Genomic DNA, 20981 nt, shown 5'->3' with positions numbered 1-20981 from the left:
GCGTATACAACAGATAGAAGCAGGTGACGATCATGTCGATACAGCCCTTGTTGGAAACGATGGATAAACTTCAGGAAGCGCATGAAGCTCTAGTTGAACTTGCAAAAGGGAAGACGGAGGTTCTTGTTAGCAACGATATCGATCAATTAAATATGATTGTTAATCGGGAGAATAAATGGGTTAGGGCGATTGCAGAAGCGAATCAACAACGGATTCAAATCATCGGCTCTTACTTGATATCGAGAGGTTATAATCCTAATCCTAAAATAACGGTTAGTGATTTGATTAAGGTTATTTTTAAGGCAGAAGAGAAGCAAGCGCTAATGGAAGCTCAACAAAAGCTGCTTGTTACCATAGAGGAATTAAAAAAAAGCAACGTCATTAATCAGCAGTTAATCGAACAGTCCTTGGCTTTTGTCAATTATTCACTGGATTTGGTCATTGGCGCGCCAGAGGATGATATGGTTTATAGGAATCCTAATCAGGCCAAAAGTGGCAATCGATTAGGAATGTTTGATAGAAGAGGATAACGGCTACATTCAGAATACCCAAGTTGGGCATAGGAGAGGGAAACCATGAGATCGACTTTTGGCGGAATTGAAATATCCAAGCGGGGGATCCTTACACAACAAGCTGCACTAACAACGGCTGGACATAACGTCGCTAATGCCAACACGCCAGGCTTTTCACGTCAGGTTGTCAAAATGGTTGCCGCTGAGCCAATCGAGGCACTTAGTTTAAACCGTTCAACCATTCCAGGTCAAATGGGACAAGGTGTTGAGTTCACGGAGGTGAAACGGATTCGTGAAGCCTTCCTAGATAAGCAATTTACGAATGAGAACAAGAGCTTAGGCGAATGGACCATTCGTCAAGATACCTTAGAAAAGCTGGAAGCCATCATTAATGAGCCTACAGATACGGGTCTTCGTCAGGTTCTCGATAACTTCTGGAACTCCTGGCAAGAGCTTAGCAAGCAGCCTGATAACTTGGAAACAAGGGCAGTTGTTAAGGAAAGTGCGTTAGCTGTAACGGATGCGTTTAACCATGCAGCGAAGCAGCTCAAGGACCTAGGGGCCGATTTGAATGATAATGTCACGGTTAAAGTGACGCAAGTGAATACGACTTTGAAGCAAATTGCTGGACTTAACAATGAGATTTTCCGCGTTGAAGGTCTTGGTAATAATGCGAATGATCTTCGGGATCAACGGGATCTGCTTGTCGATGAATTGTCCAAAGTCATCAATGTCTCTGTACAAGAGGAATCTGGTGGTTACCACGTGAAGATGGGGAACCAAGATTTAGTTGTTGCTGATACTGCCACGGATTTCACAGACGCTACAGCAAGCTCTGCTTATCCGACTGATTTGAATAGTGGTGAGTTATATGGTCTGATGTTATCTAATGATCGTTATGTAACGGAATACAAGAACCAATTGAACTCGATGGTATCGACGATTGTAACGGCTGTTAATGACATGCATAAACAAGGTTATACACTGCAAGATCCACCGACAAAAGGTGGGGATTTCTTCGTGCCTATTACAGATTTTAATACGGCTGCGGAAACAGTGAAGGTAAGTACGAACATTACAGATAATGTGGAGCGGATCGCCGCTTCCGCAAGAACATATATAGATGCTAGTGGTGTGGAACGAGTTGTCAAAGGAAACAACGAACAAGCTCTGAAACTCGCGGGCATAAAGAATACCAAGTTCAATTTCGATGGTTCCGGTGTTACGAAAATCATCCTCAATGGCGGTACATTCGATGAGTTCCTTCGTGCGGTTGTATCTGAAATCGGGGTTCAAACACAAGAAGCACAGCGGCAAGTAACGAACCAAAAGATCCTCGTGGATCAGGTCGATGCTAGACGTCAATCAGTCAGTGGTGTCTCCCTCGATGAAGAGATGGCCGATATGATTAAATACCAGCATGCATACAATGCAGCTGCTCGGTCTTTAACAACATTCGATGAAATGCTCGATAAAGTTATTAATTCAATGGGTACGGTAGGCAGATAATTGCTAGACATACTTTAGATATGGGGTGAGATTGCAATGGCACTACGCGTTACGCAAGGGATGCTTAATACGCAATTGCTGCGCAATTTGAACGGGAATCTATCTCGCATGGATAAGCTGCAGGATCAGCTTTCGACAGGGCGTCGAATTAATAAACCATCGGATGATCCGGTAGGAATTAGCTTTTCAATGCGTTACCGAAGTGAACTGGATACAAACGATCAGTTTCAAAGAAACGTAGATGCTACGGTATCTTTTCTTGATTATACGGATACGATGTTGGATCAGACGGGCAGTGTTATGCAGAGAGCGCGTGAACTTGCTGTAGGAGCGGCTAATGGAACAAACTCGGAAGAATCCTTGAATGCGATGAAAACAGAGATTGACCAGTTATATAATCAATTAACGAATATTGGGAATAGTCAGTTTAATGGCAAGTTTGTTTTTAATGGACAAATTACCGATAAGGCTCCATTTCCTGATCCAGATAATGCAGCTAACGCTGTGACCGATAATGGTGAGATCAAGTTTGAGATTGGCGCCGGTGTGCAGATTGCGATGAATAAAACGGCGGAGCAGGTTTTTGGTGGCTCTGGTATGCAGAATAATGCTTTTCAGATCTTAAAAGATTTATCAACTTCACTTGCTGCAGGTAATACAACGGGCATCCAAAAATCAATTGAACTCATGGATCAACGGATGAGCGGAGTTTTAGGTGCGAGAGCAGATATCGGTGCCAAGACCAACCGTGTACAGCTTGCTGAGGACCGTTTGAAAGACATCGGTATTAACTTGCAAAGCCTGCAGTCCAAAACGGAAGACGCCGATATGTCTTTAGTCATTACGAACCTTAAAATGGAAGAGAATGTGTACCAAGCGTCGCTATCGGCAGGATCTAAAGTTATTGTACCTACATTAGTAGATTTCCTGCGTTAATTATTCCGATTAGGAGGCGGTTGTTATGCCTAGTATTCCTCATATACAAATAAGCCAGCAACCGGCCCTCATTGGGATAGACGCAGATCTTGGCAAGCAGGATATCAGACAGCCGCGAGCTACCTATGAAATGCAAGTGGACCGGCCTAAACAGGATATCCGTCAGCCTCGTGGAGAACTTGAAATTGACCAGAGCCGTGCTTGGGACGCCTTGGGTCAAGGGCCAATCCTTACTGCGTTGAGTCGTATATACTCTCAATGCCACGAAATTGCTATGCAGGGAATTGCCCGCCGGGTTGAGGATGGGAACCGAATGGCTGCAATTCACTTAGGCGGAAATGCTATTGCCGAAATTGCAAAAGATCTAAGCATTAGCCGTCCCCAGTTCGATTACTATGGTGAAGCTGCATACGACAACGTAGATATTACGTATACAGCTCATAAAGCCGAAATCAACGTTACGGACGGTAAAGTAAATGTTAACGCACAAGTTAACAAGCCGGAGATTGATTATAATCGAGGAAAACTTGATATTTATATGCGACAGTACCCGAAAATAGATATTACAGTGCCACAAATTGATTTCAAAACATAAAGCGTTATAATCAAGCTATAGATGATTTCTATGGCTTTTTTTATTTAAATCTTACAAACTGAAGGAGCTAAGATACATGAATATTTCGACCCTATTTTTCGGCGAACTAGAGGTCCAAGAAACGGAAGTATTCACTTTCGCACAAGGAGTTCCAGGATTCGAAGAGCTAACTCAGTTTACTTTGGTTCAGCCTGCAGATAGCGCTCCTTTTTCATACATTCAGTCTGTGCAGGAAGGTGGTCTTTCTTTTCTTGTGACAGATCCATTTCTCTTCTTTAAAGACTACGATATTAGTCTTCCTGAAACCGTGCAGGAAGAGCTGAAGATCGAGCAGCCAGGCGATGTACTGGTGTGGTCTGTAGTTACAATGAATGATGATTTCACGAAAATCACCCTAAATCTACTGGCACCGATTATTTGGAATGTAAAGACAAAGTTAGCCAAACAAATTATTCTGCATGACTCTGAGTATAACATCAAGCATGAAATTGTGTTGAGTGAAGTTAGTGAAGAGGCTAATGAACCAACACAAGTAGAGGGGTGAGGATATGCTCGTATTAGCTAGGAAAAAAGGCGAGTCTATTATGATCGGAGATAACATTGAGATAGTCATACTAGGTAGTGAAGGAGATACGATTCGTGTCGGTATTCGTGCTCCTAAACATGTCGAAGTGTTTCGAAAAGAAATCTATCAACAAATCCAGGAGTCTAATAAAGAAGCTACAGCTAACAAAATTAGTCCTCTTAACCTAAGTAAACTAATCAACAGATCCAAATAAAACGAAATGTCGGCCACAGGTCGACATTTTTTTTATTCTAGCTATAAACTTTCGGAATGACCCCGACGATATATATATCAATGGGTCTACAAGCAGGGCGGCCGACCCGCTTGTAACCTAAAAATAAATCCACATGGATGTGGATCAAACGAACCTTCAGGAGGAAGAAAACAAATGAGAATTAATCACAATATCGCAGCAGCGAACACTCACCGTCAATTGACGGGTAACACAGCAGCAGCAAGCAAATCCCTTGAGAAATTGTCTTCCGGTCTTCGCATCAACCGTGCTGGCGATGACGCAGCAGGTCTAGCAATCTCTGAGAAAATGAGAGCACAAGTACGCGGTTTGGATATGGCTGCTAAGAATGCTCAAGATGGTATCTCCTTAATTCAAACAGCTGAGGGTGCACTGAACGAAACTCACTCCATCCTTCAACGTATGCGCGAATTGGCTGATCAATCCGCTAACGGAACGAACACTACTGACGACCGTGCAGCTCTTAACGAAGAAGTTAAGCAACTGAAAGGCGAAATAGACCGTATCGGTAATACAACAGAGTTCAATACTCAGAAACTACTAAACGGTGCATTGAAATCAGCATCCGGAGCAGGTGTTGGTCAAAACACAACTACAGGATCACAAGTTTCTAAACTTACAAGTGCATCTGTAACTGCAACTGGGACTATGGCTGCAACTACTTTGGCCGCAGCTGATTTTACGAAGGAAACATTGAATATTGATGGTAATGACATCGATGTTAACTGGCAGAACCTAACAACCGATGAGCAAAACATTATTACAGGCGGTACTGGAGCTGGTGCCACTGCTACGGCTTCAAATAAAGCTAAGGATCTTATTGTTCAAAAAATCAATGATGCGATTGACGCTTCCGGTAAAAGTGTAGCTCACATTAACGGATATGTAACTGGTGGTAGTCTTGTTCTTGAGAGTGGAAGTGCCGGTACGGATTCTATAATTAAGACGTCTGCTGCAGCTTCAATAGTTGGTACATCCTTAGGTGCTGCGGGTACTGGTGCTGTTGCGGGTACAAACATTTATAACTCAGGTAGTGTTGTTGCGGGTGATAAATTCAATTTTGAAATTAACGGTGTTACTATGCAAGCAACAGGTGTTGTAGCTACTGGTGGAACAACTGCAATGTCTGCTGTTGCAACTTCCCTCGAAGCTGCCCTTAATGTAGGAATTGCTGCTGCGAATACAGCAGCAGGTGCAGCATCAATTAATGATCCAGGCTTTATCTCTAACGTTAAAGTAAATGCGACTAAAGACGGTCGTTTGGAAATCATTAGTGAGACGGGTCCAGTAAACGTATCTGATCTTCAAGGAAAAACAACGGCTAAAGACCTTGGAATTAGTGCTGCACAAACGGATGCTTCCGGTAATGGTGGAGTGACATTCCAAATTGGTGCTAATAAAGGACAAACTCTTCAATTTGGAATCGGTGACATGCGTTCTGCAGCGCTTGGTATTGCTGGAGTAGATATTACTTCCGCATCTACAGCTTCTAATGCTTTGACACAGCTTGATACTGCAATCAAAAGTGTATCTTCGCAACGTTCCAAAATGGGTGCTGTTCAAAACCGTTTAGAGCATACAATCAACAACTTGCAAACAGCTTCCGAAAACCTGACTGCAGCTGAATCCCGTATTCGTGACGTGGATATGGCTAAAGAAATGATGGATTTCACAAAAAACAACATTCTTTCCCAAGCTGCACAAGCTATGTTGGCACAAGCAAACCAACAACCACAAGGCGTTCTTCAATTGCTTCGTTAATATTAAAGAATTACATGGAGATCCTAGACTACCTAGGATCTTTTTTTTGGTTAGTAACTAAAGGAAAATGAAAATATATTACAATTCACATCTGCATGATGTGCAGCAGTATGCTCTTTGAAGGACATATTTTTGTTTGTCAGTGTAATGAACGGAATTGAAAAAGTTCAAAAGTAATTCTGACGTGTGTGTGCAATTGAGTAGAAGGAAAGAAATATGTTGAAGTAACATTTTAATCAATCAGCAAAAGAATACAGGAAGGTCATACTAACATTAGCTGAAAATTAATAAATAAATAATTAAATCTATAACAACTAAAGATCCTCTATCCGATATAAAAGATATATGTATATCTTCGGATGGAGGTTTGTTCTATGAGCATGAACTACCCAATAAGTGGATTAGGTAATTCTGGGGGAGACAGCAGGCCTGCTCAAGAGCCTGTAAAGGTTCACAAAGTGGATGAGATCGGCACGAATAATGCAGCAGCATTCATTGCATCCAGCATTACGAATACATCGGAACTCAGACAGGCAGAATTGCAAGGTGAAAATGTTACAATTAGTGATGCACAGGTAGTAAAGGCTATTGAACACGCTATTAAAGCTATTCAAGGTAGAACAACATCGCTTGAGTTTTCGATACATCAAAAAACAAAACTGATTTCAGTAAAAGTTTTAGATAAAGATACGGGTGAAATTATACGTGAGATTCCACCGGAAAAGAGTTTAGATTTCGTAGCAAAGCTTTGGCAAATGGCAGGTATCCTTGTTGACGAGAAAAGATAAATCGAAGGCGGTGACTTATAACAATGGTAACTCGTTTAAATGGGTTCTCTAATACAGGTATTGATATTGATGACACAGTAAGTAAGCTTATGAAAGCAGCTAGAATGCCACAGGATAAGCTGAAGCAGCAGAAACAATCACTAGAGTGGCAGCGAGATGATTACCGCTCCATTAATACTAAAATTATGAGCTTTCGTGATTTAGCTTTTAATATGAAACTTCAATCCGCGTATCAATCGAAGAAAGCAACTTCAGTTGATGATACTAGTGTTAGCGTTACTGGAACAGCTACTGCTACTCCAGGTAATTATACGTTAAAGGTCGATAAGTTGGCGACAGCTGGGGCTGTTACATCGGGCCTACTGACTGCAACAACCAAGGGGACGGCTACACCTTTATCGGATCTTGGACTGACAGACACTACGACCCTAACCGTTGGTGGATCAAAAGGTACGAAGACCATCGAAGTAAAACCTACCGATACGTTAGGCAGTATCATAGCATCTATTAATGGCAGTTCAAGTATTACAGGTGTAAATTTAAGCTATGATTCTTCTATTGATAAGCTTTTTTTTACCTCATCTTCAACTGGCTTGGCTGGACAAGTTAATCTCAGCATGAAAAGTGTTGGGGGGGCTACTCCTATCGCCGATCCTCTGGCCTCAGTTCTGAAAATTGCGGGAAGTACGCCTGGTTCTACAACTGCATCGACAACTACGGGTACGAACAATTTTGCAGGATCGTTAGTAATAGACAGCACTTTGAAAACGAGTAAAACAGTGCGAGTTCACTTTGGAGGTACGACTGCTGATTTTACCGTTGATAAGGACACCACTTATGACAAATTAATTTCAGACATTAATAAGTCGGCCATTGGTACAGCTGGCGTTACGACAAGTTTGGACAGCAATAATAACTTGAAATTCTCAGATCCTACGGTTACACTATCAGATCAAAATGATGTTGCGGCTAATGTGCCAAGTCAACTAGTCACTCCAGCTCCGAACCTTGCAGTTCCATTAACAACCTTGATCGATCAAAACCTATCAACAACAAAAACCTTAAGGGTCAAAGTTGGGTCGACAACAGCTGATTTCAGCATTGATAAAACAACAACAATTGGAAAACTAGTCGATGCAATTAATAGCTCTGCAATTGGTAAACTAGGTGTGTCTGCTTATTTAGATAGCGCGCATCATCTTGTATTTGCCAACCCTGATGATTCTGCAGCCAATAAAGTTGTACTCAGCGATGAAGCAAATAATCCAGCGAATGTCATTCCTCAACTTGCCTTAGGTGCTCCTGTGACGGGACAAATTTATACGAAAGTCGGAAAAACGGGGGATCAAGCCGAAGTGCTGTTTAATGGCGCTGCTGCTAAATACGACACGAACTCATTCACGATTAACGGATTAAATTTCACGGCAAAGAAAGTAACAAGTGCAGCTATCGATGTTAATGTTAGTGGCGATACAGATGCTGTTTACAATAATATCAAAAACTTTATTGATAAATACAATGAGCTCATTGACACAATAAATACAAAGGTCACCGAAAAAAAATATAGGGATTATCAACCGTTAACGGATGATCAACGTAAAGATTTAAAGGATGATCAAATTACCGCGTGGGAAGCTAAAGCAAAAAGTGGTATGCTACGCAGTGATGACATCTTGAAACAAGCAATCTCAGGTTTAAGAAGTTCTTTCTCAAGTCCTGTTAGTGGTTTACCTACAGGTGATGCTAAAAGTCTTACAGATATTGGTATATCTAGCAGTGTTACGATTGGTGGAGCGATTTCTGGAAGCTACTTGGAAAATGGGAAAATTTATATCGACGATGCCAAATTAAAGAAGGCTATTGCGGAGAAGCCTGATCAAGTTATGGCTCTTTTTGTAGCAGATGATAAACTTAAAGATGTAACTGGTGGGGATGGTATAGCTACACGCCTTAATAATCTCGCTTCTTCCATTATTAGTAAAATAACTACTAAGGCCGGAATTACCGCAAGTGTTGACACTTCCTATACATTAGGTAAAACTACAAAAGAAATAGATAAACGAGTTGATAATTTGACTACCAAATTAGACGCTCTTCAAACTCGTTACTACAATCAATTCACGGCTATGGAAAAGTATATAAATCAACTACAACAACAAAGCGCACAGCTAACACAACAAATGGGCTAGTAAGGTCCTACTTTAAACTAGGGGGAAATATCAATGATTCAAGCCCAACGTAATAAATACTTGGAGAGCACTGTTCAAACAGCAAGCCCAGCACAGCTGCTAATTATGCTTTGTGATGGAGCTATTCGTTTTTGCCGTGCGGGTATTGAGGCTTTGAAAACATCCAACTACCAAGACGCTAACACTAACCTAGTCAAGGTACAGGACATTATTAGCGAGTTTTCCATTACGATTGATCGTAACGCTCCTATTGCCGGCGATTTGTTGAGGTTGTACGAGTACTTTACACACCGTCTAATTGAAGCAAATATGAAGAAATCGGTTGAGCCTGCTGAAGAGGTGCTGGGTTATCTTGTTCAGTTGAAAGAAACGTGGATGCAAGCGGCTAAGCAAGCTAATGGAAGCTCAGCAAGTTCAACACCTGCTGGAGCTATGCATGGATAAGCTAGTTACTGAGCTGGAACAGCTTACACAGCAGGGATTAGCGAAGCTTATTACGATGGATGCAGAACGTCTTGGAGAGTATATGGAGCAGCGTGGCGAGATTATGGAGGCTCTTTTAGCCATAACACCATCTGCCCTACAGAAAGCAAGCTTCAAGGACCGTATTCAAGCTGTAGTAAGCTTGGATCCTATCTTCCTGAGGAAGATGGAACAATTTCGTGATGAAGCTAGCTCGCAATTGGCCAAGCTGGACACAGGTAAGACTCAGCGGAATGCTTATGACAACAACTATGACGGCGAGAGCCTTTTTTTCGACCGAAAAAAATAAACAAATACACACGAACCTTTTGCCGCGGCAAGAGGTTTTTTCTATTCGCCAGTTTGTCTAAACTTCTACTATAACCTGTGGACAAGCAATCACGGCAAAACCCATTTGTGCATAAATCAACCACAATGAACCCGAGTTATCCAAATTTCTCTCCCCACAACCTGTGGATAATGTGCACAATTATGTGCATAACTTTGTTGATAAAATGTAAAGAAGCCCGATACGACAAGTTTTTACAAATTCTGCACTTATCCACGGCTTGTATATACCCGAATTTTCAAAATATTTCATCAAATGGTAAGTTAGAAATTGACAGGTCAAGCGGGCTGGTGATATAGTCGAAAAGTAAGGGCTTACATTTTATTACTTTTTAAAACGAAAGGAATGTGTACGTTATGCAAGGTAAAGTGAAATGGTTTAATGCAGAAAAAGGTTATGGTTTCATTGAGCGTGAAGATGGCGGGGATGTATTCGTGCATTTCTCTGCGATTCAATCAGAAGGCTTCAAAACGTTAGACGAAGGTCAGGCTGTAGAGTTTGACATCGTAGAAGGTGCACGTGGACCGCAAGCCGCTAATGTAAGCAGAATATAAGCTTCCGGTACGAATGTGCCGCTTGAATACATCTACTGAACTAATTAGCACCCTGGGGAATAATCCTGGGGTGTTTTTTTGCATAATGGATAGCACGGAATTTAAAGGAATTATGAAGATGGGGGTGGAATGTAGTATAATGTAAGCAGGAAGGGAGATGTTGAACATGGAAATTAGCATTCGCGGAGAACACCTTGAAGTAACTGAAGCCCTCAGGGACTATGTCGACAAGAAATTGAACAGACTAGAGAGGTATTTTGAAGCTCCCCTTACATCAGATGTACAAGTAAAGCTTAGCGTGGTTAAAGGTTTACAAGCTATTGAGGTAGGCATTCCCCTAACAGGCGTGCTGCTGAGAGCTGAAGAACGCAACAATGATATGTATGCATCGATCGATTTGGTTGTAGACAAGTTGGAGCGCCAGATTCGCAAGCATAAGACAAGAACAAACCGGAAAATTCGCCAAGAAGGCGGCAAGCGTGATTTATTTAAAGTGGAAACATCACCTGTTACTTATCTAGAAGAGGAAGATGACTTTGAACTGGTCCGCAACAAGCGCTTCGATTTGAAGCCGATGGATGTGGAAGAAGCGATTCTACAAATGAACATGGTAGGCCATAATTTCTTCGTTTTTTCAAACATGGATACGGATCAAGTCAATGTAGTTTACAAACGTGATGACGGCAAGTATGGTCTGATTGAGCCGGCTGTTTAATAAGAAAGCGGAGCAACTCGAGACATCCCTATAACAAAAAAATGAGCTTGATTCGATTCTGTCGAATTAAGCTTTTTCTCATGCATGCAATCGGGATATCGATTCAATACTATAGAAATTAAGTAAAAACGTGCTCTTTTCACATGTTGTGGAAGGTTTATACAGATGTAGGAATGGTCATTTGTTGCGGCAAGACCGTCAAAAGTGGTACAATTTAAGGATACGAATGCAAGGGAAAGGGGTTCACCGATGCTAGGACTAGTGAAGAAAATTTTTGGTGATTCCAATGAACGGGAAATTAAACGGATGCTCAAGGCCGTTGATTATATCAACGACCTAGAAGCTAGCATTAAGCCGCTGTCCGATGAGGAATTGAAAGGCAAGACAACTGAGTTCAGAAACCGCCTGGAAAAAGGTGAAGAACTGGATGATCTTTTACCGGAAGCTTTTGCTGTTGTTAGAGAAGCAGGTTTGCGTGTACTAGGTAAACGTCATTACGACGTTCAGCTCATCGGGGGTATGGTGCTTCACGAAGGCCGTATCGCGGAGATGAGAACAGGGGAAGGGAAAACGCTCGTTGGAACACTCCCTGTCTATTTGAATGCTTTGCTTGGCAGAGGGGTACACGTTGTTACAGTCAATGATTATTTGGCACAGCGTGATAGCGCGGAAATGGGTCAGATCTACGAGTTCCTCGGCTTGACGGTTGGGGTTAATCTACATGATCTTTCTCATGAGGAAAAGCAAGCGGCTTATGCTTGTGATATTACCTATGGAACGAATAACGAATACGGTTTCGACTATCTGCGTGATAACATGGTGCTTTACAAAGAGCAAATGGTTCAGCGTCCGCTTTATTTTGCGGTTATCGATGAAGTTGACTCCATTTTGGTCGATGAAGCAAGAACGCCGTTGATTATTTCGGGACAAGCAGCTAAGTCGACAGACTTGTACTACGCGGCTGACCGTTTTGTTTCTACGTTGAAAGAAGAAGAGGATTACACGATCGATATTAAAGTGCGTTCCGTGGCTCTTACTGAAGAAGGGGTAGCTAAGGCGGAGCGGGCATTCGGCATTGAGAACTTATTCGATCATCAGAATGTGAATATTAACCATCACGTGACTCAGGGGCTCAAGGCTCGTTTCATTATGAAACGCGATGTGGATTATGTGGTACAAGAAGACGAAGTCATGATTGTTGATGAATTCACGGGCCGTATTATGACAGGCCGTCGTTATAGTGATGGGCTGCACCAAGCCATTGAGGCCAAAGAGCAGCTGCAAGTTCAGAATGAGAGCATGACGCTGGCGACAATTACATTCCAGAACTATTTCCGGATGTACCGCAAACTGGCGGGTATGACAGGAACAGCGAAAACGGAAGAGGAAGAGCTCAAGAAAATTTACGGTCTTGAAGTTATCATTGTTCCGACGAACCGTCCGATGATCCGTAAGGATATGCCGGATGTTGTTTACAAGTCAGAGATGGGTAAATTCAGAGCGGTTGTTGAGCAAATCGTAGAGCGTCATAAGCTGAACCAACCGGTACTTGTAGGTACGGTGTCTATTGAGAACTCTGAGAAATTATCGGAGATGCTCAAAAAGAAAGGCGTTCAGCACAAAGTACTGAATGCGAAGTATCATGCAGAAGAAGCTGAAATCGTAGCACGCGCAGGTCAACCAGGCTCTGTAACGATTGCAACGAACATGGCAGGCCGCGGTACGGACATTGTGCTCGGTGAAGGCGTACATGATGCAGGCGGGCTGCATATCATAGGTACAGAACGTCATGAAAGCAGACGGATCGATAATCAGCTGCGTGGACGCGCAGGCCGTCAAGGTGACCCTGGTTCTTCACAGTTCTATCTCTCACTTGAGGACGAATTGATGAAACGTTTCGGTGCGGATAATATCATGGCGATGATGGACCGCCTCGGTATGGAAGAAGATCAACCGATCGAAAGTAAATTGATCTCGCGTGCAGTCGAATCGGCCCAAAAACGCGTTGAGGGTAACAACTTCGACGTTCGTAAAGTCGTTCTTCAGTATGACGATGTGATGAATCAACAACGGGAAATTATATATAAACAGCGCCGTGAGCTGCTGGAGTCCGAAAATATTCGTGAAGTCATCGAGGGTATGATCAACGCGGTTATCGAACGCATCGTGAAAGCGCACTGTCCGGAGGAACAAATTCCGGAGGAGTGGGAGCTTCAGGAAGTGGCTAACTTCGTGAACAACAACTTCTTAACTGAAGAAGGCCAGATTACGGATCAAAATATTTGGGGCAAAGAACAAGAAGAGATTATTGACTACATCAAAGATCTCGTTAGCAAACGTTATGATGAGCGTGAAGCGGAGATCGGTGAAGAATTCATGCGCGAATTCGAAAAGGTCGTTGCTCTTCGTGCGGTAGATAGCAAATGGATGGATCACATCGATGCGATGGATCAACTTCGTCAAGGTATTCATCTTCGTGCTTACGGCGGGACGGATCCGCTGCGCGAGTATCAATTCGAAGGCTTCGAGATGTTCCAAGAGATGATCGATAATATCCGCGAAGAAGTCGCGATGTACATCATGAAGGCTCACGTACAAAGCAATCTGGAGCGTCAAGCGGTAGCCGAAGGTCAAGCGGTGGATACAAAGAACGAAGCTGGCGGGAAGAAACCGCTCGTGCGCGGCGATGAGCAGCGTATTGGACGTAACGACCCATGCCCATGCGGCAGCGGGAAGAAATTCAAGCAGTGCCACGGACAAGGCAGCTAAAGATGCTAGCTTGCTACCATGATCTGTATAACCTAGGCACAAGAGAATAAACGAGGTGTAAGACATGCTGGAACCAGAAGTAAAACAGGATTTAAGAGAGACAGCAAAGCGACTAACCGAATTACGGGGGTCTCTTTGACTTAGATCATAAGCTTGAAGCGATCGGGGATTTTGAGGAAAAAATGGGGGCGCCGGACTTCTGGGACGATAACGATCGTGCCCAGAAGACCATAGCGGATCTCAACGCCATCAAAAGTGTTGTCGATCAGTTCCAAGGCTTCTCGAACGAGTTCGACGACCTGCAGGTCATGGTCGAGCTCGAGGAAGAGGAGAGCGATGCAGGCTTAGCGAAAGACATTGAAGCAGGCATCGATGGCTTGAAGAAGAAGCTCGAATCCTTCGAGCTTGGCTTACTGCTCAATCAGCCGTATGACCGGCTGAATGCGATCCTTGAGCTGCATCCGGGAGCTGGCGGCACCGAGTCGCAGGACTGGGCGGAGATGCTGCTGCGCATGTACCGCCGCTGGGCGGAGAAGCGGGGCTACAAAGTCGAGGTACTCGACTATTTGCCCGGCGACGAAGCCGGCGTGAAGAGTGTCACGCTGCAGATCACAGGCTTCAACGCCTACGGCTATTTGAAGGCAGAGAAGGGCGTGCATCGGCTCGTCCGGATCTCGCCGTTCGACGCCTCCGGTCGTCGTCACACCTCGTTTGCGTCGTGTGACGTCATGCCCGAGATCGAGGACGACACGGACGTGGGAGAGATCCGCTCCGAGGATCTCAAAATCGACACATACCGCGCCAGCGGTGCCGGCGGTCAACACATCAACACCACGGATTCGGCTGTGCGGATTACGCACATACCAACGGGTGTCGTGGTGAGCTGTCAGCAAGAACGCTCGCAGATCAAGAACCGCGAGAAAGCGATGAAGATGCTTAGGTCTAAGCTCTACGAGCGGAAGATCGAAGAGCAGCTGAAGCATCTCGCAGAGATTCGCGGTGAGCAGTCTGACATTGCCTGGGGCAGCCAGATTCGTTCTTATGTGTTTCATCCTTATAGCATGGTCAAAGATCACAGGACTTCAGCGGAAACAGGTAATATTGGCGCAGTGATGGATGGAGATCTCAATATGTTCATCGATGCTTACCTGCGTCATCAGATTCGGAAGCCGGAGTAGAACCGTGCATAGGAGCTGTGTGCTGGAAGAGCTTGGTACACCGAACCATTACTAAACGCAAGACGCATATATGGAGCAATAGACGTTTATCCTACATCTGAAAGGTGTAGGATTTTTTCAAGTTTAATGTCATTCAAGATCTGGGTAAGGAAATAGTAGGGATGGAACAACAAGGAGGAAGAAGAAACATGACACTTACTACGGAGCAGCGCATTACACTGCACGGCTTTAACAACCTTACGAAATCATTGAGCTTCAATATGTACGATATCTGCTACACCAGAACCAAAGAAGAGCGCGAAGCCTACATAGAATATATTGACGAACAGTACAATGCTGCGCGGCTAACCAAAATTCTCAAAGCGGTAGCGGATATTATCGGTGCTCATGTGCTCAATGTGGCCAAGCAGGATTATGATCCGCAAGGGGCAAGCGTAACGATGTTGGTTTCTGAAGGTCCTGTGGAGGGCGCTCCAGAAGCTTCATTTGAGGAATCCCCCGGGCCCTTACCGGAGACGGTGCTTATGCACCTGAACACCAGCCATATCACGGTTCATACCTATCCAGAATATCACCCGGATGAAGGGATCAGTACGTTTAGGGCGGATATTGATGTATCCACATGTGGGGAAATTTCGCCGCTAAAGGCACTGAATTACTTAATCCATTCCTTCGATACGGATATTATGACGATGGATTATCGGGTTCGGGGCTTCACTCGGGATATAAACGGGCATAAGCTGTTTATTGATCATGATATTAGTTCGATTCAGAACTACATTCCTGAGGAAATCAAAAGCATGTACGATATGATCGATGTGAACGTTTATCAGGAGAACATTTTTCATACAAAATGTAAGCTGAAGAAATTCGATTTAAACAATTATTTGTTCGGTTATACGAAAGACAAGCTGAGCGAAGCGGAACAGAAGGACATTACAGAAAGTGTAAAGTGGGAAATGGACGAAATATTTTATGGTAAAAATATGAGTGCACCCCTGTTGTAGTTATGGGCCTGTTTAATTGGTACCGAGAGGAGGGCCGTTCGTGCCCAGAAAAGAACCGCGAATACGGATAGGAAGTCCAGCACATACCGTATTTGAGTATATATTGATGTTGATCGGCTCGCTGATTATGGCGGCTAGTTTTAACTGTTTTTTGAACCCTAATCAAATTGCTACTGGTGGGGTTTCGGGTATTTCTACGATTGTTCAGCATTTGACGGGTTTGAACCCGGCGATTACGCAGTGGGCCCTGAATATACCGATTTTCTTATTAGCCTTATGGCTGCTAGGTGGACAATTCGGGGTTAAGGCAGCAGTCGGGTCGGTCATATTTCCGCTGTGCGTACTCGTAACGAGCCATTTAGGGGTGCCTACGCAAAATCCTTTGCTTGCGTCTGTCTATGGAGGCATTGGTGTTGGACTTGGACTCGGAATCGTCTTTCGAGGACGCGGTTCCACTGGGGGACTTGGGCTGGCCGCGCAAATGCTGCATAAATACACAGGCTTAAGTCTAGGATTCTCGGTAGCGATTTTTGATGGCCTGGTCATTCTAAGCTCTGCGCTTGTTTTCACACCGGAAAATGCGCTGTACGGGTTAATTGGGTTATTTGTCACCACGAAAACGATCGATATCGTTCAACTCGGCTTCAACTATGCCAAAGTGGCCTTCATTATTTCCGATCATACAGAAGCCATACGCAAGGCGATTTTATACGATTTGGACCGTGGACTTACGGAGCTTAGTGGGTCTGGAGGATTTACGGGCGAATCGCGAACGGTCTTAATGGTCGTTGTGAAACAAAATGAAGTAAGTCGATTGAAAACACTAGTCCAGTCGGTGGATCCGCAGGCTTTTGTCATTTTGAGCGAAACGAATGAGGTACTAGGGGAAGGTTTCAAACGACATGCATAGCGAGAAGCTTTGTGATAGATTGGCGCACTTAAGGTGCGTCTTTTTGTGCATAACTTTGTTGGGAGAAGAGTCGCTTGTGGATAAAGTGTGCATAATCTGTGGATAACCATACTACTTACCCACACTTCTTGAATAATTTGAAATAATCACATACAAGATTTGCCTGTATGCCGTATAATTTGGGATAATTGATTTGTTAAGCAAATGGGTATCGATGAGAAAAAGATGTTTTTATGCACATGTTGCGTTTAAACGATGCATATTATGTATACTTCTTGTCGGAAGGTAGGAACTCAAAGAATAAAAGGTTTGTCGATTTCAATGCAAAAAAGCCTTGAAATTCCTTGCATAGGCACAATTAAATTGTCAAAATCCGCATAAAAAAATTCATTGAATTATTATGTATACGACTGTATAATAATACATATATTTTCGGAACATCGGGAGGGAAATTCGAATGAGTCATGGAGTTAGGGCGGCTATTATTGGAGCCACGGGTTATGGTGGTGCGGAGTTGATTCGTCTGTTGCAGGCGCATCCTTTGGTACAGATCACTTCGGTCATTTCGACTTCTAATGCAGGAGCGCCGATCGCGGAGCATTTTCCACACTTGCAGGAAGTGGTTGTGGATATTCTAGATGTGCTTGATGTTGACTTGATTGCGGGTAAAGCAGACGTTGTGTTTTTGGCGACACCAGCTGGTGTGAGTGCAGAACTTTCACCAAAGCTTCTGGCAGCTGGCCTGAAGGTTATTGATATTTCTGGGGATTTAAGATTGAAATCTAGTGCTGACTATGAAAAATGGTATAAAAAGCCAGCGGCTTCTGAGGAAACATTGGCGCAATCGATTTATGGTTTGTCTGAGGTGTTCGGGGATGAAGTGAAAGGCAGTGATTTAATCGCTAACCCAGGCTGCTATCCGACAGCGACGCTGCTTGGTCTGATTCCTGCAGTCAAAGCGGGTTGGATCGATCCATCTACGATTATTATTGATGCCAAATCTGGCGTGTCCGGCGCGGGTCGTGGGGTTAATCTGGGCGTGCACTACGCGGAAGTGAATGAGAATTTAACAGCCTATAAAGTGAATAAGCATCAGCATATTCCGGAAATCGAGCAGGCGCTCAGCCGTGTTGCAGGTAAACCGGTTGTTACGACGTTCACGACACATCTTGTTCCTATGACGCGCGGAATTATGGCTACCATGTATGCAACTATACAAGGTGAACACACCGCCGAGGAATTCATCGAATTGTACCGCCAGTATTATGAAGGTCGGAGATTTGTACGGATTCGTCAAAACGGTAAGCTCCCTTCTACGAAGGAAGTGTTCGGCTCAAACTACTGCGACATCGGCTTTGCGGTGGATGAGCGCACGGGGCGTGTGACCATCGTTTCTGTCATCGACAATGTGGTTAAAGGCGCTGCAGGTCAGGCCATTCAGAATTTGAATATGATGCAAGGCTGGGACGAAACGACAGGGCTGTTGTTCGCACCGGTGTATCCATAACGAGAAGATGAGGACAGGTGAAGGACGAACATGCTAGATCTAGTGAGCTTTACTGTCGTGCCAGAGGGCACAGTAACGACGCCGAAAGGCTTTCGTGCAGGTGGTCTGCACTGTGGATTAAAGAAGACGGAGCGCTATGATCTAGGCGCAATCGTCTGTGATGTACCGGCGGCAGCGGCGGGCGTTTACACGCTGAACGCATTCCAAGCGGCACCGCTGCGCGTGACGCAGGAGAGCATCGCCCAAGGCGGCAAGCTGCAGGCGATGATCGTCAACAGCGGCAACGCGAATGCGTGTACCGGCCAGCAGGGCGAGGACGACGCGTACGCGATGCGCGCTGCTAGTGCGAAGGCGCTAGGCGTGGCGGAGCACCACGTCGGCGTGACGAGCACGGGTGTCATCGGCGAGTTATTGCCGATGGGGAAAGTGCTGAGCGGCATCGAGCAGCTGCCGCTTAAAGTGAAGGCAGAAGGCGGAAACGACTTCTGCCAAGCGATCCTGACCACGGATCTCACGCAGAAGATGACGTGCGTCCGTGTTGTCGTTGGCGGCAAGGAGGTTCACATTGCCGGTGCGGCGAAGGGTTCGGGGATGATTCACCCGAACATGGCGACGATGCTCGGTTTCATGACAACCGACGCGCCGATTGAGAGCGAATACCTGCAGCTGCTGCTGAGCAGGATTACGGATACTACGTTCAACATGATCACCGTTGACGGGGATACTAGCACCAACGACATGGTCGTGGCGATGGCAAGTGGGCTGGCCGGTGGCGAAGCTTTGAATCCGGAGCATCCGGATTGGGAAGCGTTCGCGGCAGGATTCCAGTACGTTGGCGAGTACCTCGCCAAGGCGATTGCGCGCGACGGCGAAGGCGCAACGAAGCTGATCGAGACGACGGTAGTCGGCGCGGAGAGCGACGATGCGGCACGCAAGATCGTGAAGTCGATCATCGGCTCGAGCTTGGTCAAATCCGCTGTTTATGGCGCGGACGCGAACTGGGGTCGGATCATTGCAGCTGTAGGTTACTCTGGACAGCCGGTGAACGTGAACACCGTCGATATTCGCCTAGGCGATATCGCAGTGTTAGAGCAGTCTCGTCCTGTGAAGTTCGACGAGGAAGCGGCGCTTGCCTATTTGAAAACAGACACGATTCAAATTCATGTGAATTTACATATGGGCGCTGGCAAGGCAACGGGCTGGGGCTGCGATTTAACATATGATTATGTGCGGATCAATGCGGCTTATCGGACTTAGGTTTGGTTTTAGCTAGCACATAAGGAAGCAAAGGGGAACGAAAGCTAGTGAAGAACAATTGCTTTGTGATGAAATGCGGCGGCAGCACGCTGGCTGCATTACCGATTAGTTTCTTTGAAGATATGCGTCAGCTTCAGGATGAGGGTATTGTAACGGTCATCGTTCATGGCGGCGGTCCTGCTATTTCGGAAACGCTCGGGAAGCTGGGGATAGAGTCTGGTTTCGTGAACGGCCTACGGGTGACGAATGAAGCGGTGCTCGACGTTGTGGAGATGGTGCTTTCCGGCCAGATCAACAAAGAGATCGTACGCCGAATTCAGTTAACAGGCGCAATGGCGCTTGGATTGTCCGGTGTGGATGGACATTTGATTGAAGCGAAGCCGGTGGCGAATAGCCACGAGGTTGGCCTTGTTGGTGATGTCACGAAAGTGAACGCTGAGCTGATTCAAGGAATCGTGAACATGGGCTACATTCCGGTGATCGCACCAGTTGGACTTGGCGCCGATGGCGGCCAACGTTACAACATTAATGCCGATACAGCAGCAGGAGCTGTTGCTTCTCACCTTGGTGTGGAGCAGATGGTTGTAGTGACGGACGTTCCCGGCATTATGAAAACGGTGGATGGCGAGAAGCGGGTACTTCCCGTTGTGAGTGTGGCTGAGATTGAAGAAATGATCGCGAGCGGTGATATCTACGGGGGCATGATTCCGAAGGTTCGAGCAGCGATTGCTTGTATCCAAGGCAGGGTCCAAGAGGTTGTCATCGTGAACGGCTCTGAGCCGAATGTGTTGAGCAAAGTGCTGAAGGGCACGGGTATTGGCACACGGATTGTTCGTTAATAGACGTTAAAAATCAATGGCTTCTTGAATGGAGTTAACCGTTATGAAGCGGATTGCTTTTATGTTCAAACAATTCCTAAGAGAGCCTCTATGGTTTAAAATACTTATTTCGACAACCTTGCTATTTGCACTCATTTTTAGCGATTCTTACTTTGCAAATCATCCAGCTTATCAAGGCTTCTCGAAATTAGTGGCAGCCATCTTTTTTATTGCTTACGGGATGAAAATGCGAAGAAATCGAACAACAGCTATTATTTTATTTGCAGCTGCAGCAATATGTCTTTATCTAGCTTGGAACAAGTTCGAACTCATGGGTTGAACCACAA

21 protein-coding genes are annotated in these 20981 nt (G+C 44.9%); all 21 read left to right on the top strand.

Annotation, left to right across the window (positions count from 1 at the left end; genetic code table 11):
* Positions 1-32 precede the first annotated feature (32 nt).
* The 21 genes from GC098_RS00895 (at position 33) to GC098_RS00795 (ending at position 20974) form a co-directional block, all read left to right on the top strand.
* Positions 33-530: a flagellar protein FlgN gene (locus GC098_RS00895; protein ID WP_171640093.1), complete on the top strand. Its 498-nt coding sequence runs from the start codon at positions 33-35 to the stop codon at positions 528-530.
* 45 nt (positions 531-575) lie between these two features.
* A complete protein-coding gene (gene flgK / locus GC098_RS00890) occupies positions 576-2021 on the top strand; it encodes a flagellar hook-associated protein FlgK (protein WP_171640091.1) in 1446 nt (481 codons plus the stop codon).
* Positions 2022-2057: 36 nt separating this feature from the next.
* Positions 2058-2957, top strand: coding sequence for a flagellar hook-associated protein FlgL (gene flgL / locus GC098_RS00885; protein ID WP_171640089.1), 900 nt, complete (start codon positions 2058-2060; stop codon positions 2955-2957).
* 25 nt (positions 2958-2982) lie between these two features.
* On the top strand, positions 2983-3552 hold the full coding sequence (locus GC098_RS00880) for a DUF6470 family protein (protein WP_171640087.1): 570 nt from the start codon (positions 2983-2985) through the stop codon (positions 3550-3552).
* Between the two features lie 76 nt (positions 3553-3628).
* Positions 3629-4096 (top strand): flagellar assembly protein FliW, encoded by a 468-nt coding sequence (gene fliW / locus GC098_RS00875; protein WP_171640086.1) that lies wholly within the window; start codon positions 3629-3631, stop codon positions 4094-4096.
* Positions 4097-4100: 4 nt separating this feature from the next.
* On the top strand, positions 4101-4331 hold the full coding sequence (gene csrA, locus GC098_RS00870; protein ID WP_171640084.1) for a carbon storage regulator CsrA: 231 nt from the start codon (positions 4101-4103) through the stop codon (positions 4329-4331).
* Between the two features lie 174 nt (positions 4332-4505).
* Positions 4506-6131 carry a flagellin N-terminal helical domain-containing protein gene (locus tag GC098_RS40700; protein ID WP_171640082.1) on the top strand — a complete coding sequence of 542 codons (1626 nt, stop codon included), beginning with the start codon at positions 4506-4508 and terminating at the stop codon, positions 6129-6131.
* A gap of 374 nt (positions 6132-6505) precedes the next feature.
* Positions 6506-6919 carry a flagellar protein FlaG gene (locus GC098_RS00860; protein ID WP_171640080.1) on the top strand — a complete coding sequence of 138 codons (414 nt, stop codon included), beginning with the start codon at positions 6506-6508 and terminating at the stop codon, positions 6917-6919.
* A gap of 23 nt (positions 6920-6942) precedes the next feature.
* Positions 6943-9108, top strand: coding sequence for a flagellar filament capping protein FliD (gene fliD, locus GC098_RS00855; RefSeq protein ID WP_171640078.1), 2166 nt, complete (start codon positions 6943-6945; stop codon positions 9106-9108).
* 33 nt (positions 9109-9141) lie between these two features.
* Positions 9142-9552, top strand: coding sequence for a flagellar export chaperone FliS (fliS, locus tag GC098_RS00850; protein ID WP_171640076.1), 411 nt, complete (start codon positions 9142-9144; stop codon positions 9550-9552).
* On the top strand, positions 9545-9880 hold the full coding sequence (gene fliT, locus GC098_RS00845; RefSeq protein ID WP_171640074.1) for a flagellar protein FliT: 336 nt from the start codon (positions 9545-9547) through the stop codon (positions 9878-9880). Before fliS ends, fliT begins: the two co-directional genes overlap by 8 nt.
* Positions 9881-10275: 395 nt before the next feature.
* Positions 10276-10473 (top strand): cold shock domain-containing protein, encoded by a 198-nt coding sequence (locus GC098_RS00840; RefSeq protein WP_047682118.1) that lies wholly within the window; start codon positions 10276-10278, stop codon positions 10471-10473.
* A 166-nt stretch (positions 10474-10639) separates the two neighbouring features.
* On the top strand, positions 10640-11188 hold the full coding sequence (gene hpf, locus GC098_RS00835; protein WP_171640072.1) for a ribosome hibernation-promoting factor, HPF/YfiA family: 549 nt from the start codon (positions 10640-10642) through the stop codon (positions 11186-11188).
* Positions 11189-11437: 249 nt separating this feature from the next.
* Entirely contained in the window at positions 11438-13957 is a 2520-nt protein-coding gene (gene secA, locus GC098_RS00830) for a preprotein translocase subunit SecA (protein ID WP_171640071.1), read from the top strand.
* Between the two features lie 64 nt (positions 13958-14021).
* A protein-coding gene (prfB, locus tag GC098_RS00825; RefSeq protein WP_171640069.1) for a peptide chain release factor 2 occupies positions 14022-15135 on the top strand; the annotation gives its coding sequence in 2 pieces (ribosomal slippage) (positions 14022-14093 and positions 14095-15135; 1113 coding nt in all).
* 188 nt (positions 15136-15323) lie between these two features.
* Positions 15324-16142 carry an adenosylmethionine decarboxylase gene (gene speD / locus GC098_RS00820; RefSeq protein ID WP_171640067.1) on the top strand — a complete coding sequence of 273 codons (819 nt, stop codon included), beginning with the start codon at positions 15324-15326 and terminating at the stop codon, positions 16140-16142.
* Positions 16143-16182: 40 nt separating this feature from the next.
* Complete coding sequence (locus GC098_RS00815) at positions 16183-17052, top strand: YitT family protein (RefSeq protein ID WP_312879968.1); 870 nt, start codon at positions 16183-16185, stop codon at positions 17050-17052.
* Positions 17053-17509: 457 nt separating this feature from the next.
* Positions 17510-18559, top strand: coding sequence for an N-acetyl-gamma-glutamyl-phosphate reductase (gene argC / locus GC098_RS00810; protein ID WP_171640065.1), 1050 nt, complete (start codon positions 17510-17512; stop codon positions 18557-18559).
* Between the two features lie 30 nt (positions 18560-18589).
* Entirely contained in the window at positions 18590-19816 is a 1227-nt protein-coding gene (gene argJ / locus GC098_RS00805; protein ID WP_171640062.1) for a bifunctional glutamate N-acetyltransferase/amino-acid acetyltransferase ArgJ, read from the top strand.
* 68 nt (positions 19817-19884) lie between these two features.
* Entirely contained in the window at positions 19885-20655 is a 771-nt protein-coding gene (gene argB / locus GC098_RS00800; protein WP_171640122.1) for an acetylglutamate kinase, read from the top strand.
* A gap of 43 nt (positions 20656-20698) precedes the next feature.
* A complete protein-coding gene (locus tag GC098_RS00795; protein ID WP_171640061.1) occupies positions 20699-20974 on the top strand; it encodes a hypothetical protein in 276 nt (91 codons plus the stop codon).
* Positions 20975-20981: the final 7 nt, after the last annotated feature.

Source organism: Paenibacillus phytorum (assembly GCF_013141715.1).
Taxonomy (GTDB): domain Bacteria; phylum Bacillota; class Bacilli; order Paenibacillales; family NBRC-103111; genus Paenibacillus_E; species Paenibacillus_E phytorum.
This window is presented reverse-complemented; position numbering and strand designations above follow the sequence as displayed.

Excerpts from the sequence above, each read along its gene's own strand:
- GC098_RS00895 (WP_171640093.1), top strand. The coding sequence starts at position 33 with ATGTCGATACAGCCCTTGTTGGAAACGATGGATAAACTTCAGGAAGCG.
- flgK (WP_171640091.1), top strand. The coding sequence starts at position 576 with ATGAGATCGACTTTTGGCGGAATTGAAATATCCAAGCGGGGGATCCTT.
- flgL (WP_171640089.1), top strand. The coding sequence starts at position 2,058 with ATGGCACTACGCGTTACGCAAGGGATGCTTAATACGCAATTGCTGCGC.
- GC098_RS00880 (WP_171640087.1), top strand. The coding sequence starts at position 2,983 with ATGCCTAGTATTCCTCATATACAAATAAGCCAGCAACCGGCCCTCATT.
- fliW (WP_171640086.1), top strand. The coding sequence starts at position 3,629 with ATGAATATTTCGACCCTATTTTTCGGCGAACTAGAGGTCCAAGAAACG.
- csrA (WP_171640084.1), top strand. The coding sequence starts at position 4,101 with ATGCTCGTATTAGCTAGGAAAAAAGGCGAGTCTATTATGATCGGAGAT.
- GC098_RS40700 (WP_171640082.1), top strand. The coding sequence starts at position 4,506 with ATGAGAATTAATCACAATATCGCAGCAGCGAACACTCACCGTCAATTG.
- GC098_RS00860 (WP_171640080.1), top strand. The coding sequence starts at position 6,506 with ATGAGCATGAACTACCCAATAAGTGGATTAGGTAATTCTGGGGGAGAC.
- fliD (WP_171640078.1), top strand. The coding sequence starts at position 6,943 with ATGGTAACTCGTTTAAATGGGTTCTCTAATACAGGTATTGATATTGAT.
- fliS (WP_171640076.1), top strand. The coding sequence starts at position 9,142 with ATGATTCAAGCCCAACGTAATAAATACTTGGAGAGCACTGTTCAAACA.
- fliT (WP_171640074.1), top strand. The coding sequence starts at position 9,545 with ATGGATAAGCTAGTTACTGAGCTGGAACAGCTTACACAGCAGGGATTA.
- GC098_RS00840 (WP_047682118.1), top strand. The coding sequence starts at position 10,276 with ATGCAAGGTAAAGTGAAATGGTTTAATGCAGAAAAAGGTTATGGTTTC.
- hpf (WP_171640072.1), top strand. The coding sequence starts at position 10,640 with ATGGAAATTAGCATTCGCGGAGAACACCTTGAAGTAACTGAAGCCCTC.
- secA (WP_171640071.1), top strand. The coding sequence starts at position 11,438 with ATGCTAGGACTAGTGAAGAAAATTTTTGGTGATTCCAATGAACGGGAA.
- speD (WP_171640067.1), top strand. The coding sequence starts at position 15,324 with ATGACACTTACTACGGAGCAGCGCATTACACTGCACGGCTTTAACAAC.
- argC (WP_171640065.1), top strand. The coding sequence starts at position 17,510 with ATGAGTCATGGAGTTAGGGCGGCTATTATTGGAGCCACGGGTTATGGT.
- argJ (WP_171640062.1), top strand. The coding sequence starts at position 18,590 with ATGCTAGATCTAGTGAGCTTTACTGTCGTGCCAGAGGGCACAGTAACG.
- argB (WP_171640122.1), top strand. The coding sequence starts at position 19,885 with ATGAAATGCGGCGGCAGCACGCTGGCTGCATTACCGATTAGTTTCTTT.
- GC098_RS00795 (WP_171640061.1), top strand. The coding sequence starts at position 20,699 with ATGAAGCGGATTGCTTTTATGTTCAAACAATTCCTAAGAGAGCCTCTA.